Source organism: Streptomyces sp. NPDC052301 (genome assembly GCF_044593395.1).
Classification (GTDB): Bacteria; Actinomycetota; Actinomycetes; order Streptomycetales; family Streptomycetaceae; genus Streptomyces.
Genome location: NZ_JBIUBE010000005.1, coordinates 534,948 through 546,714, shown reverse-complemented (window position 1 = coordinate 546,714; position 11,767 = coordinate 534,948). Strand labels below are relative to the sequence as shown.

Below are 11,767 nucleotides of genomic sequence, written 5' to 3'. Positions count from 1 at the left end.
TGGGTGATCGGTGGGGGTGACGTGCAGAAGACGTCGGGTGGTCCGGCCGCAGGTGACATGGCGGATGAGAGGGGTGTGGCGGGCGAGTTGCCCATAGCGGGCACCGAGGGTCCGTCCGGTGCTGTCCCGGGTCGGGCCGAGCCGCCCCCGTACTGGCCCCTGCTGCTCGTCGGTGCCGCCGTCGTGCCGGGTGCCGCGCTCTATCTCGTGGGGCGCTGGGGGGACGCGCCGGCCGTGGAGGCGTGGCGGACCGTGTGTCTTGCCGTGACGGTGCAGGCCCTGCCGTTCCTGCTGCTCGGTACGGCTCTGTCCGGGGCCATCAACGCCTTCGTGCCCGAGCGGGTGTTCCGGCGGATGCTGCCGCGCCGTCCCGTGCTCGCCGTGCCGGTCGCCGGGGTCGCCGGGGTCGTCCTGCCGGGGTGCGAGTGCGCGTCCGTGCCGGTCGCCGGCAGTCTCATCGGGCGAGGGGTGCCGCCGGCCGCCGCCTTCGCGTTCCTGCTGTCCGCGCCGGCCATCAACCCCGTGGTGCTGACCGCCACCGCCATCGCGTTCCCCGGGAATCCGGCGATGGTGCTGGCCCGGCTGCTCGCCTCACTCGCCACGGCCGTCGTCATGGGCTGGCTGTGGCTGCGGTTCGGACGGGCGGAGTGGCTGCGGCCGGCCGTGCGGCACACCGGGCACCGGGACGGCGGTAGTCGCTGGGAGGAGTTCCGGGCCGGGTTCCAGCACGACTTCCTGCATGCCGGCGGGTTCCTCGTGCTCGGGGCCATGGCGGCGGCCACCTTCAACGTCACCGTGCCGCGGTCCGTGCTCGACACCTTCGCCGGGTCCGCCTGGCTGTCCGTGCTGTTCCTGGCCGGGCTCGCCGTACTGCTCGCCGTCTGCTCCGAGGCGGACGCGTTCCTCGCCGCCTCGCTCACCGGGTTCCCGCCGGTGGCGCGGCTGGCGTTCATGGTGGTCGGGCCCATGGTCGATCTGAAGCTCATCGCGTTGCAGGCGGGGACGTTCGGGCGGCCCTTCGCCGTGCGGTTCTCCGCCGCCACCGTCGTCGTCGCCGTCGCGTGCAGCGCGCTGATCGGGGGAGGACTGCTGTGAATCGGTCGCTTCGGGCGGTGCTGCTCGTCCTGTGCGGGCTCGGTCTGCTGCGCATCTCCCTCTTCACCGACCTCTGCCTGCGGTATGTGAAGGAGAGCATGCGGCCCATGCTCATCGCCTCCGGGGTCGTGCTGGTCCTGCTGGGCGCGGCGGGCGCCCTCCTCGACCGTCGCGCCGGGGCCGGCCGCGGGCCGGACGGTGACGGGAGCGACCACGGGCACGACCACTCAGGCCTACCCCGGGTCGCCTGGCTGCTGCTCCTGCCCGCGCTGAGCCTGCTCTTCTACGCCCCGCCCGCCCTCGGTGCGTACACCGCCTCCCGGCAGCCGGCCAAGCCCGTCGCCGAGCGGAGCGACTTCGGTCCGCTGCCCGCGACCTCGCCGCTGCCCATGACGCTCTCCGACTTCACCAGCCGCGTGCAGCAGGACCGCGCGCGTGCCATCAACGGGCGGACCGTTCTGATGACCGGGATCGTCACCCCGCGCGAGGGCGGCTGGGATCTGACGCGGATCATCATCAACTGCTGCGCGGCGGACGCCCAGTCGGTCAAGGTGCGCATCTACGGCGGTACCGTGCCGCCCGCCGACACGTGGGTGACCGTCACCGGGACCTGGCACCCGGGCGGGGCGCTGGGCACCGCATCCGCGCCGGTCGCACTGGACGTGCGGACGGTCGAGAAGGTCCCGCGGCCCGTCAACGGCTACCAGGACGCCCTTCCGCTGCCCTCGACCCCCACCCGGTGACGCCGTCCGCCCGGAGCTCCCGAGGCGGTGCGGCTATGGCCAGTTGAGGGCCGTGCGCCTACCCTGCGGGCGCGGCTCCCTGGAGGTGGGTGCGGATGCGTGCGGGGTCGGGCGTGCGGGTCGTACGGCACAGCGATCGGCGCAGGCGTGCCCGGCGCAGGCGGGTGCTGTGGGGCGGGGGCGAGGTGCTGGTCACCGTGGGGGTGGTGACGCTGCTGCTGGTCGTGCACCAGCTGTGGTGGACCAACCGGGAGGCGCGGCGCGGGGCCGAGCGGAAGGTGGAGGCGCTGGAACGGGAGTGGGGCAGCGGGGGGTCCGGGGGTGGTGGGGGGTCCGTCCCGCCCGCGGAGGCCCCGTCGCCGTCACCCACGGCCGCCGCGCCGGCCTCGACGGCTTCGGGGTCCGGCCGGTCGGGGGCGTCGCGGCGGCCGTACGTGCCCGGCACGCTGCCCCGGAGCTCCCAGGCGTACGCCGTCCTGACCATCCCCCGGCTGGACCTGCGGGTGCCGGTCGCCGAGGGGGTGAGCAAGGCGGACGTGCTGAACAAGGGGTACGTCGGTCACTACCGGGGCACGCAACAGCCGGGTCAGGCGGGGAACTTCGCGCTCGCCGGGCACCGGAACACGCACGGCGAGCCGTTCCGGTACCTGCCCCGGCTGCGGCGCGGGGACGACATCGAGGTGGAGACGCGGACGGCGACGTACACGTACGACGTCGACACGGTCCTTCCGCGGACCTCCGCCACGGACTCGGGGGTCGTCCGTCCCGTCCCGCGCTCCCTCGTCAGGCCCTCCTACGGCTATGCAGAACCCGGCTACTACATCACCCTGACCACCTGCACCCCCGAGTTCACCTCCCGGTACCGGATGGTGGTGTGGGGGAAGCTGGTGTCCATGCGGCCCCGGTGAACCGGCCGGCCGGGGGTGGGGTCAGCCCCGCTCCCGCAGCGCCAGCACGCTCACCGCGCCCGCCGCGGCCAGGCCCGCCGACACCAGCAGGGCGATGTCCGCTCCGTGGGCGAGGGAGCCGGAGGAGGTGGCGAGGGCGATGGTCAGGGCCACGCCCGCGCAGGAGCCGATGTAGCGGAAGGTCTGCTGGGCGCCCGAGCCCATGGCGGCCCGTTCCCGGGGTACCGACTCGACGGCGAGCAGGGGCAGTGCCCCGTTGAGCAGGCCGCTGCCGACTCCGCCGACGATCAGGCCGGGCAGCAGGCGGGTCCAGGAGCCCGAGGCGAGGGCGCCGAGCATGGTCAGGACGGCGATCGTGTGCAGGGCGAAGCCGAGGGCGAGCTGGGTGCGCGGGGCGATGCGGCCGGCGAGGTGCTTGACCTGGAAGGCGACCAGGAAGCTCAGTCCGGACCAGAACAGGTACAGCCAGGCCGTGGCCAGGGGCGTGAGGTGGAGCGTCTGCTGGAGCAGGGCCGGCAGGAAGCTGAACATGCCGATCACCGCGAGGCCGGTGAACAGGCCGCCGGCGGAGGAGGCCAGGAAGCGGGGGCGGCGCAGCAGGCCGAGGTCGATCATCGGGGTGCCGGCGCGGTGCTCGACCGCGACGAAGACCGCGACCAGGAGGACGGCGGCGGCGAGGAGCAGTTCCACCGGCGCCCGGAGCCAGCCGTCCCGGCCCAGGGTCAGGGCCGCGACCAGTGACACCAGGGCCAGCCCGAAGGTGAGGGCGCCGAGCACGTCCGGTCGGCCGCCGCGGGGTGCCCGCGACTCCTGGAGGGGCCGGACGCCGAGCGCGGCCACGAGCAGGGCCGCCGCGCCGAGGATGCCGTAGGCCACCCGCCAGGACGGCAGTGCGCCGGAGACGAGCGGGCCCGCCGCGATGCCGCCGCTGACGAACGCGCCCCACACGCCGGTCGCGTGCAGCCGGCCGCGCGCGGACGGGAAGGCGGCCACCAGCAGGCCGAGGCTGCTCGCCAGGATCGCCGCGCTCGCCGCGCCCTGGGCGACGCGGGCCAGGGTGAACTGCCAGGTGGACGTCGAGAAGGCGCCGAGGGCGGTGGTGAGGCCCAGGGCGAGGGTGCCGGCGAGGAAGATCCGGCGGCGGCCGTAGTCGTCGGCCAGGCTGCCGGCGACGAGGAGGAGGGCGGCGAGGCCGAGGGGGGTGCCGTTGAGCAGCCAGGCCTGGGCGGAGACGGCGGTGTGCAGGGAGGCCGCGGTCTGCGGCAGCGTGACCGCCGGGGCGGTGTACGTCATCAGGGTCACGGCGGTCGCCGCGCTGGTCAGGGCCAGGGTGGCACCGGGGCGCAGGGAGGCGTCCCGGGCGGTGGAGCCGCGCACGGCCGCGGGTGTGGTGGTGGCGGAGTCGAGCCCGGTCATGGCGTGGTCCTGTCCTTCAGGGGCCTGTGGCGGGGTGCTGAACCGACCCAAGGTTCGTTCATTGAACTGAGGTGACTCCCTCACCGTAGCACTGTCGGTTCGTTCATTGAACCAGGTGTCGGAAAGTGGCTACAGTGGACGGCATGGCACTGGGCAAGGACTACGCGACACAGGAGTGCTCGATCGCCCGCGCGCTCGAGGTCGTCGGCGAGCGCTGGACGCTGCTCGTCGTCCGCGACGCGCTCTACGGCGTGCGGCGCTACAACGACTTCCTGGTCCACCTGGGCATCCCGCGCGCCGTCCTGGCCGCCCGCCTGCAGACCCTGACCGCCGAGGGCATCCTCGACAGGCGCCGGTACCAGGAGTCGCCGCCGCGCGACGAGTACGTGATCACCGAGCGCGGCATCGCCCTGTGGCCCACCCTGCGCGCCCTCGGCCTGTGGGGGCGCGAACACTTCACCGAGAGCCGGCTGCGCTACTTCCGGCACGCCGCCTGCGGCACGGAACTCGGGCCGTACGGCGAATGTCCCGCGTGCGGAACCGTCGTACCGGTCCCGGACGTTGTCATGGAGCCGGGACCCGGACTCGATCCCGACCCGGCGGATCCGGTCAGCAGGGCGCTGCTCAAGCCGAAGCGGCTGCTGGAGCCCCTGGAGACCGATCACGCATAGCGCACCGATCCTGTATAAACGGGGAAGCGGCGCGTAAAGGCGCAGGCGGGACAGAGGGGGAGGCGATGATCCGCGGTCGTGCGGCAGGTGTGCGTCCCGTCGCCCTCCTGCTGTTCCTGCTGCTGCCCCTCGTCCTGCTCGACACCGGCAGCATCACCACCACCGTCGCCCTCGCCGCGACGGCCGCCGCCGGTTCCGCGCTCGCCCTGTGCTCCCTCGTCGCCGCCCGCTGCGCCCCCGCCCTCCCGCCCACCCACGTGCGGACGGCGATACGCGACCGGGCCAGACGTACGGCTTTCCTGCCCCAGCGCGATCCCGACGCGCCCGGCCGTCGCCGGCCCCGGGCACCCGGCCGGGCCCTCCCGGCGACCGCCGCGTAGGGCACGTCTCACCGAGTCTCGCCATCGGGCCGAGTCTCCTCCCTCGCGTGACCCCGCGCGGGTCGTCATGCCGATCTGATCGTTTCCGGCACGACGAGACCCCTGGAGGGCTCACCCATGTCCGTCTTCTCCGTCTTCGCCCACGTGGTCGAGCAGCTCGCCGACCTGCTGACCCCGCTCTTCCACGCCTCCGCGGCAGCCGCCGCGATCGTCCTGTTCACCGCCCTCGTACGCCTCCTCGTCCACCCCCTGTCCCGGGCCGCCGCCCGCGGCCAGCGCGCCCGCACCGCACTCCAGCCGAGAATCGCCGAGCTGCGGAAGAAGCACGCCGAGGACCCGCAGCGGCTGCAGCAGGCGGTCATGGAACTGCACGCCGAGGAAAAGGTCTCCCCGCTCTCCGGCTGCCTGCCCGGCCTGCTCCAGATGCCCGCCTTCTTCGTCCTGTACCACCTCTTCTCCAGCGCCACGATCGGCGGCGACAGCAACGGCCTGCTCGCCCACCGGCTGCTCGCGGCACCGCTCGGCGGCCGCTGGACCGACGCGCTCGCCGACGGCGGGATGTTCGGCCCGGCCGGCCTCGTCTACCTCGGGCTCTTCGCTCTCGTCGCGGTCGTCGCCGCCTTCAACTACCGGCGCACCAAGCGGATGGCGGCGGCGAACCCGGTCACCGTGGGCGCCGGTGACAGCGCGCAGGTGCCGGGACTCGGCGCGATCAACAAGGCCATGCCGTTCCTGTCCTTCTTCACGCTCGTCACCGTCGCCGTCGTACCCCTCGCCGCCGCGCTGTACGTCGTCACCAGCACCACCTGGAGCGCCGTGGAGCGGGCTGCCCTGTACCGGTAGCGGACGTCCGGCTGCGGTCCAGTACGTGAACAGGGTCTTGCGGAGTGGACAGTCGACTTGGAGGATCGACCAGTCCTGCGATGGCTGCACCCATCGGCCGGGCGCCCGCGATCGAGGGAGATGGTGACCATGAAGCTGCTGCGCGTCGGTACGGCGGGGGCGGAGCGCCCCGCACTGCTCGATGCCGAGGGAACTCTCCGGGACCTGTCGTCGATCGTGGACGACATCGACGGCGCGCTCCTCGCCGACGCCGCCGTGCTCGGCCAGGTACGGGCGGCGGCGGAGTCGGGCGAACTGCCGGTGCTGGACGCGGCGGGGCTGCGCGTCGGGCCGCCGCTCGGCCGCATCGGCAAGATCGTGTGCATCGGGCTCAACTACCACGACCACGCCCGCGAGACGGGCGCCCAGCCGCCCGCCGAGCCGGTGGTCTTCTTCAAGGCACCGGACACGGTCGTCGGGCCGAACGACACCGTGCTGGTGCCGCGCGGGTCCGCGAAGACCGACTGGGAGGTGGAGCTGGCCGTCGTCATCGGGCGTACGGCCCGCTACCTGGAGACGGCCGAGGAGGGGCTCGCGCACGTCGCCGGGTACGCGGTGGCGCACGACGTCTCCGAGCGGGAGTTCCAGATCGAGCGGGGCGGTACCTGGGACAAGGGCAAGAACTGCGAGACGTTCAACCCGCTGGGGCCATGGCTGGTGACCGCGGACGAGGTGCCGGACCCCCAGGCGCTGTCGCTGAAACTGTGGGTCAACGGCGAGCTGAAGCAGGACGGTACGACGGCCGAGCAGATCTTCCCCGTGGGCGACGTCGTGCGGTACGTCAGCCAGTTCATGGCGCTGTACCCCGGCGACGTCATCAACACGGGGACGCCCGCGGGGGTGGCCATGGGGCAGCCCGAGCCCAAGCCGTATCTGCGGGCCGGGGACGTGGTGGAGCTGGAGATTCCGGGGCTGGGGCGTCAGCGGCAGGAACTCAAGGACGCCTGAGGCACCGCGCTCCGAGCGCCCTCGCGCTTGCCAAGCGGTGGTCCCGGGCGCAAGCATGGCGCCGGAGTCAGTGGGGCCGAAGGGTGGGGGATGGCCGCGACGGGAGCCGATGAGACCTCGACGACCGGTCGGAGGCCGGTCAGGCCGTTCCAGTGGCTGGCGGCCTCACTGGTCGCCCTCGCCGCGGTCGCGGCCGTGGCCCTGTTCTTCACCACCGAGGTGTGCAACCAGCAGCTGGCCTCGAACGGGAAGGTCGTCACGGTCTGCCGGCACCCGCAGATGACGGACCCCCCGATGGTCGTCCTCGGCCTCGTGATCCTGGTGCTCCTCGGTGTCTTCTTCTCCGAGGTCTCCGGATTCGGCATCACCCTGAAGCGCCAGGTGGAAGAGGCCCGGACCACCGCGCAGGAGGCCATCCACGAGACGCGGCGGTTCGAGGAGAGGCAGCAGGAGGCGGCGGGGGACCTGGCCGACGGGGTGCGGGAGGCCCTCAGCAGAACGCAGTCGGCCGACCGGGTCACCGGGCCGGCGCCGGCCGGCCCGGTCGAACGGCTGGCGGCACGGTACGACGAGATCCGGTGGACCATGTCCAGCGGGCGCGCGCGGACGGCCGCGATGGGCGAAGTCGTGGACGAGATGATCGACGTGCTGCGGGGCGACCGGGACTTCGACGTCGTCGGCCGCCTCCGCAGCGACGACCCTGGGTGGCGACTGGCCGCCGCCGCGTACCTGTACGCCAACCCCGATCCGGCGTGGGGCCGCGAACTCGCCGAGGCGGCGGTGTCCGAGGACAAACCCTTCAACGAGTACTGGGCGCTCAAGGCGCTGCGCGAAGTGTTCAGGGGGCACTGCGAGCTGCTGGACGACGAGACCAGGCAGCTGCTGCAACGCCGCATGAACCAGCTGCCCCCGGGCAACGACCGCGCCGGGCAGATCAGGAAGCTCCTGCGCGAGTGCCCGGCGGGACGCGGCGGTCGGGCCGCCGGCTGATCGGCGTGGCTCAGCCCAGCAGCGAGGCCAGGCGGCGCCATTCCTCCCTCGGCAGGGTGTCCCTCTCGGCGTCCGTGATCACCTGGAGCGCCAGGTGGTCCGCGCCCGCCTGGTGGAAGGTGTCGATGCGGTCGCGGACGCGGCTGTCGTCGCCCCAGGCGAAGACCGCGTCGACCAGACGGTCGCTGCCCCCGTCGGCCAGGTCGTCCTCGGTGAAGCCGTGCCGCAGGAAGTTGTCGGTGTAGTTCGGCAGCGCGAGGTACATGGCGAGGGTGCCGCGGGCGAGGGCGCGGGCGCGGGCCGGGTCGCTCTCCAGGACCACTTTCAGCTCCGGGGCGAGCAGCGGGCCGTCACCGAGGATCTCGCGGGCCCGGGCGGTGTGCTCGGGGGTGACCAGGTACGGCACCGCGCCCGCCGCCCGGTCGCGGGACAGCTCCAGGGTCTTCGGGCCGAGGGCGGCCAGGACCCGGCGGTCCGCGGGCACCCCGGCCGTGTCCAGGGCGTCGAGGTAGGCGACCAGGGCCGAGTACGGGCGGCGGTACTGATCGGCGAGCTTGGCGTGGCTCACGCCGAGGCCGAGCAGAAAACGGCCGGGGTGGGCCGCCTCCACCTCGGCGAAGGCCACCGCGCTCGTGTCGGCGTCGTACTGCCAGATGCTCTGGATGCTGGTGCCGACGGTGAGGGTGCGGGTGGCCTCCAGCAGGGGTACGGCGTGCCGGGCGGCGCTGCTGCCGCCCAGCCATACGGCTCCGTAGCCGAGCTCCTCCAACTCGGCCGCGGCGTCGCCCAGTTCGCCGGGGCGGGCGGGGTCCTCGGCGCGCAGGCCGACGTTCCAGATGCCGTACCGGCCGATCCTGTCCTTCAACGAGCTCAGGGTGCTCATGGGTGCGATCCCTCCGCGCGGGCCGTGATCATGACGTCTACAGCCATTGCCAACCCGGGGATCCCCTCACGTAATCCCCCGGGGCGTCACACCTTCAGGAACCGCTCCAGCGCCTCCACCACGAGTTCGTGGTCCTGGAGCTGGGGCAGGCCGGAGACCGTCACCGCGCCGATGACGCCGACGTTCTCGACGGTGATCGGGAACGAGCCGCCGTGGGCCGCGTAGGTGTCCGGGTCCAGCCGGGAGGAGTCCTCGAACGTGGTGCCCTTGGCGCGGAAGCGGGTGCCGACCAGGTAGGAGGAGGCGCCGTAGCGCTCCACCACCCTGCGCTTGCGGGCGATCCAGGCGTCGTTGTCCGGGGTGGAGCCGGGCAGGGCCGCGTGGAAGAGCTGCTGGCCGGCGCGGTGGATGTCGACGGCGACCGGGGCCTGGCGCTCCCGGGCCAGCTCGACCAGGAGCGAACCGAGGGCCCAGGCGTCGTCGTGGGTGAACTGCCGGAAGACCAGGCGGCGTTCCTGCGCCTGCAGGTCCTCGACGGACAGGGGCTGACCAGGGTTGGTCCGGGGCATCAGAGGGTCACCGTCACCTTGTCGAGGGCGGACCTGCGGGCCGCTTCCAGTACGTCGAGCGCGGCGGCGGCCTCCAGCGCGGTCACCGGGTTGGGGCCGGCGCCGGTCAGGGCGTCGGCGACGGCCGCGTAGTAGGCGGGGTAGTCGCCCGGCAGGGTCGGTACGGGGGTGCCGCCGCCGGTCACCGGGGACTCGCCGGAGCCGGTCCGGCCCCACAGGGACTCGTCCTCGCGGCCCCAGTCGTCGGCCGTGCCCGGGCGCAGGCCCTCGCGCAGGGCCGCCTCCTGCGGGTCCAGGCCGTACTTCACATAGCCCGCGCGTGAGCCCAGCACCCGGAAGCGGGGGCCGAGTTGCGCGGTCGTGGCGGAGACGTGGAGGTGAGAGCGGACGCCGTTCGCGTGCGTGAGCGCGATGAAGGTGTCGTCGTCGGTCTCGGCGCCGGGGCGGCGCACGTCCGTCTCGGCGTACACCTCGGTGACCGGGCCGAAGAGGACCAGGGCCTGGTCGACGAGATGGCTGCCGAGGTCGTAGAGCAGACCTCCGATCTCCGCCGGGTCGCCGGACTCGCGCCAGCCGCCCTTGGGCCGCGGGCGCCAGCGCTCGAAGCGGGACTCGAAGCGCCAGGTGTCGCCGAGTTCGCCCGCCTCCAGCAGCTTGCGCAGGGTCAGGAAGTCGTTGTCCCAGCGGCGGTTCTGGAAGACGGAGAGGAGCAGGCCGCGCTCCTCGGCGAGGGCGGCGAGGTCGCGGGCCTCGGCCGCCGTGCCCGCGACCGGCTTGTCCACGACGACCGGCAGGCCGGCCTCGAGGGCGGCGGTGGCGAGGGGGACGTGCGTCTTGTTCGGGGAGGCGACGACGACCAGGTCCAGCTCGTCCGCGCGGTTCAGCAGCTCGTCGGGGCCGGCGGCGATCCGGACGTCCGGGAACTCGGCGCGGGCCTGCTGCTGCCGCTCCGGGTGGGAGGTGACCACGGTGTCCAGGGCGAGGCCCTCGGTGGCGGCGATCAGCGGTGCGTGGAAGACGGAGCCCGCGAGGCCGTAGCCGATCAGCCCGACGCGGAGGGGGGGAGCAGTCTTGCGTCCTGTCATGCGTCCCACTTTCGCAACGCTGTTGCCAAAGTGCAAGCGGCGGGGAGAATGGAGGGCGTGAACAGGACGGGCAGGGCGAGGGGCAGCGGGCCGGCGGGCGCGAATCTGGGCGCGGTGCGGTCGCACAACACCGCGCTGGTGCTGGGGCTGCTGCGGGAGGCGGGGGCCGAGGGCATCAGCCGGCTGGAGCTGGCCGAGCGGACCGGGCTGACCCCGCAGGCCGTCAGCAAGATCACGGCACGGCTGCGGGAGGCGGGGTTCGCGGCGGAGGCCGGGCGGCGGGCGTCCACCGGGGGCAAGCCGCGCACCGTCCTGCGGCTGGTGCCGGGGGCCGGGCACGCGGTCGGGGTGCATCTGGACCGGGACGAGCTGCGGGTGGTGCTGGTCGATCTGGACGGGGCCGTGGTGGGGGAGCGGCGAGCACGGGTGGACCTCGGGTCGGGGTCGGAGGCCGTGCTCGGGGTCGTCGCCGGTGCGGTGGAGGGGCTGGTCGGAGACGGTCCCGGTCCCGCCGACGGGCTCGCCGGCGCCGGGTCGCCGCTGGGGGTGGGCGTGGCGCTCCCGGGGCCGCTGGACCACGCCCGGGGGGTGCTGCACCGGGTCACCGGGTTTCCGGAGTGGGACGGGTTCCCGCTGCGGGACGCGCTCGAGGAGCGCCTGGGGACGCCGGTCGTCGTGGACAAGGACACGAACGCCGCCGCGCTCGGGCTGTCGGCCCGGGGCGCGGGCGGCTCCTTCGCGTATCTGCACCTGGGCACGGGGCTGGGCGCCGGGCTGGTGATCGGCGGAAGCGTGCACCGGGGGGCGCGGACCGGGGCGGGGGAGTTCGGCCACCAGGTGATCCAGCTGGACGGGCCGCTGTGCGAGTGCGGGAACCGGGGGTGCGTGGAGGCGCTGTGCCTCGCGGCGGTGGGGCGCGGCGCGGTGGCGGAGGCGGCCCGGGTGCTGGGGGTGGGGGCCGCGAACCTGGTGGGGCTGCTGGACATCGACCGGGTGCTGCTGGGCGGCCGGACGGTGGCCGCGGCGCCGGAGGCGTTCGTACGGGGAGTCGGCGAGGTGCTTTCGGCGCAGGCCCGGCGGGAGGGGGTGCTCGGCGGGACGGTGCCGGTGGAGGTGGCTCCGGGCGGGGAGCGGGTGGTCGCGGAGGGGGCGGCCCAGCTGCTGCTGGCGCCGTTGTTCGGGCGGGAGGGGTAGGGC

Annotated in this window: 13 protein-coding genes; 9 read left to right on the top strand and 4 right to left on the bottom strand. The window is 73.9% G+C overall.

The features are described from left to right. Positions 1–57: 57 nt before the first annotated feature. The 3 genes from ACIHEJ_RS16960 (at position 58) to ACIHEJ_RS16950 (ending at position 2,746) form a co-directional block, all read left to right on the top strand. Entirely contained in the window at positions 58–1,095 is a 1,038-nt protein-coding gene (locus ACIHEJ_RS16960; RefSeq protein ID WP_400135763.1) for a permease, read from the top strand. Then, positions 1,092–1,838 (top strand): TIGR03943 family putative permease subunit, encoded by a 747-nt coding sequence (locus tag ACIHEJ_RS16955; protein WP_400135760.1) that lies wholly within the window; start codon positions 1,092–1,094, stop codon positions 1,836–1,838. Before ACIHEJ_RS16960 ends, ACIHEJ_RS16955 begins: the two co-directional genes overlap by 4 nt. Before the next feature lie 95 nt (positions 1,839–1,933). Beyond that, a complete protein-coding gene (locus ACIHEJ_RS16950; RefSeq protein ID WP_400135758.1) occupies positions 1,934–2,746 on the top strand; it encodes a class E sortase in 813 nt (270 codons plus the stop codon). 21 nt (positions 2,747–2,767) lie between these two features. Here ACIHEJ_RS16950 and ACIHEJ_RS16945 read toward each other — a convergent pair whose 3' ends face one another. Further along, complete coding sequence (locus ACIHEJ_RS16945; RefSeq protein ID WP_400135755.1) at positions 2,768–4,162, bottom strand: MFS transporter; 1,395 nt, start codon at positions 4,160–4,162, stop codon at positions 2,768–2,770. 143 nt (positions 4,163–4,305) lie between these two features. Between ACIHEJ_RS16945 and ACIHEJ_RS16940 the strand changes: the two genes are divergently transcribed. The 5 genes from ACIHEJ_RS16940 to ACIHEJ_RS16920 all read left to right on the top strand — a co-directional run bounded on the left by ACIHEJ_RS16940 (position 4,306) and on the right by ACIHEJ_RS16920 (position 8,033). Then, the gene (locus tag ACIHEJ_RS16940) at positions 4,306–4,833 is read left to right on the top strand and encodes a winged helix-turn-helix transcriptional regulator (protein WP_400135752.1); all 528 of its coding nucleotides are present in this window, start codon (positions 4,306–4,308) and stop codon (positions 4,831–4,833) included. 65 nt (positions 4,834–4,898) lie between these two features. Then, positions 4,899–5,213, top strand: coding sequence for a DUF6412 domain-containing protein (locus ACIHEJ_RS16935; RefSeq protein WP_400135749.1), 315 nt, complete (start codon positions 4,899–4,901; stop codon positions 5,211–5,213). 117 nt (positions 5,214–5,330) lie between these two features. Next, the gene (locus ACIHEJ_RS16930; RefSeq protein ID WP_400135746.1) at positions 5,331–6,056 is read left to right on the top strand and encodes a YidC/Oxa1 family membrane protein insertase; all 726 of its coding nucleotides are present in this window, start codon (positions 5,331–5,333) and stop codon (positions 6,054–6,056) included. 129 nt (positions 6,057–6,185) lie between these two features. Next, positions 6,186–7,043, top strand: a complete 858-nt coding sequence (locus tag ACIHEJ_RS16925; protein WP_400135743.1) for a fumarylacetoacetate hydrolase family protein — start codon at positions 6,186–6,188, stop codon at positions 7,041–7,043. Between the two features lie 90 nt (positions 7,044–7,133). Beyond that, positions 7,134–8,033 (top strand): hypothetical protein, encoded by a 900-nt coding sequence (locus tag ACIHEJ_RS16920; RefSeq protein WP_400135740.1) that lies wholly within the window; start codon positions 7,134–7,136, stop codon positions 8,031–8,033. Between the two features lie 10 nt (positions 8,034–8,043). Here ACIHEJ_RS16920 and ACIHEJ_RS16915 read toward each other — a convergent pair whose 3' ends face one another. The 3 genes from ACIHEJ_RS16915 to ACIHEJ_RS16905 form a co-directional block, all read right to left on the bottom strand. Beyond that, entirely contained in the window at positions 8,044–8,916 is an 873-nt protein-coding gene (locus ACIHEJ_RS16915; protein ID WP_400135737.1) for an LLM class F420-dependent oxidoreductase, read from the bottom strand. Between the two features lie 86 nt (positions 8,917–9,002). After that, on the bottom strand, positions 9,003–9,485 hold the full coding sequence (locus ACIHEJ_RS16910) for a heme-degrading domain-containing protein (RefSeq protein WP_400135734.1): 483 nt from the start codon (positions 9,483–9,485) through the stop codon (positions 9,003–9,005). Next, positions 9,485–10,570 carry a Gfo/Idh/MocA family oxidoreductase gene (locus ACIHEJ_RS16905; protein ID WP_400135732.1) on the bottom strand — a complete coding sequence of 362 codons (1,086 nt, stop codon included), beginning with the start codon at positions 10,568–10,570 and terminating at the stop codon, positions 9,485–9,487. The genes ACIHEJ_RS16910 and ACIHEJ_RS16905 overlap by 1 nt, the downstream gene beginning before the upstream one ends. Positions 10,571–10,618: 48 nt before the next feature. Between ACIHEJ_RS16905 and ACIHEJ_RS16900 the strand changes: the two genes are divergently transcribed. Further along, positions 10,619–11,764: an ROK family protein gene (locus tag ACIHEJ_RS16900; RefSeq protein WP_400135729.1), complete on the top strand. Its 1,146-nt coding sequence runs from the start codon at positions 10,619–10,621 to the stop codon at positions 11,762–11,764. Positions 11,765–11,767: the final 3 nt, after the last annotated feature.

Coding starts and splice junctions, on each gene's coding strand:
- ACIHEJ_RS16960 (WP_400135763.1), top strand. CDS start 58: ATGGCGGATGAGAGGGGTGTGGCGGGCGAGTTGCCCATAGCGGGCACC.
- ACIHEJ_RS16950 (WP_400135758.1), top strand. CDS start 1,934: ATGCGTGCGGGGTCGGGCGTGCGGGTCGTACGGCACAGCGATCGGCGC.
- ACIHEJ_RS16945 (WP_400135755.1), bottom strand. CDS start 4,162: ATGACCGGGCTCGACTCCGCCACCACCACACCCGCGGCCGTGCGCGGC.
- ACIHEJ_RS16940 (WP_400135752.1), top strand. CDS start 4,306: ATGGCACTGGGCAAGGACTACGCGACACAGGAGTGCTCGATCGCCCGC.
- ACIHEJ_RS16935 (WP_400135749.1), top strand. CDS start 4,899: ATGATCCGCGGTCGTGCGGCAGGTGTGCGTCCCGTCGCCCTCCTGCTG.
- ACIHEJ_RS16930 (WP_400135746.1), top strand. CDS start 5,331: ATGTCCGTCTTCTCCGTCTTCGCCCACGTGGTCGAGCAGCTCGCCGAC.
- ACIHEJ_RS16925 (WP_400135743.1), top strand. CDS start 6,186: ATGAAGCTGCTGCGCGTCGGTACGGCGGGGGCGGAGCGCCCCGCACTG.
- ACIHEJ_RS16920 (WP_400135740.1), top strand. CDS start 7,134: ATGGCCGCGACGGGAGCCGATGAGACCTCGACGACCGGTCGGAGGCCG.
- ACIHEJ_RS16915 (WP_400135737.1), bottom strand. CDS start 8,916: ATGAGCACCCTGAGCTCGTTGAAGGACAGGATCGGCCGGTACGGCATC.
- ACIHEJ_RS16910 (WP_400135734.1), bottom strand. CDS start 9,485: ATGCCCCGGACCAACCCTGGTCAGCCCCTGTCCGTCGAGGACCTGCAG.
- ACIHEJ_RS16905 (WP_400135732.1), bottom strand. CDS start 10,570: ATGACAGGACGCAAGACTGCTCCCCCCCTCCGCGTCGGGCTGATCGGC.
- ACIHEJ_RS16900 (WP_400135729.1), top strand. CDS start 10,619: ATGGAGGGCGTGAACAGGACGGGCAGGGCGAGGGGCAGCGGGCCGGCG.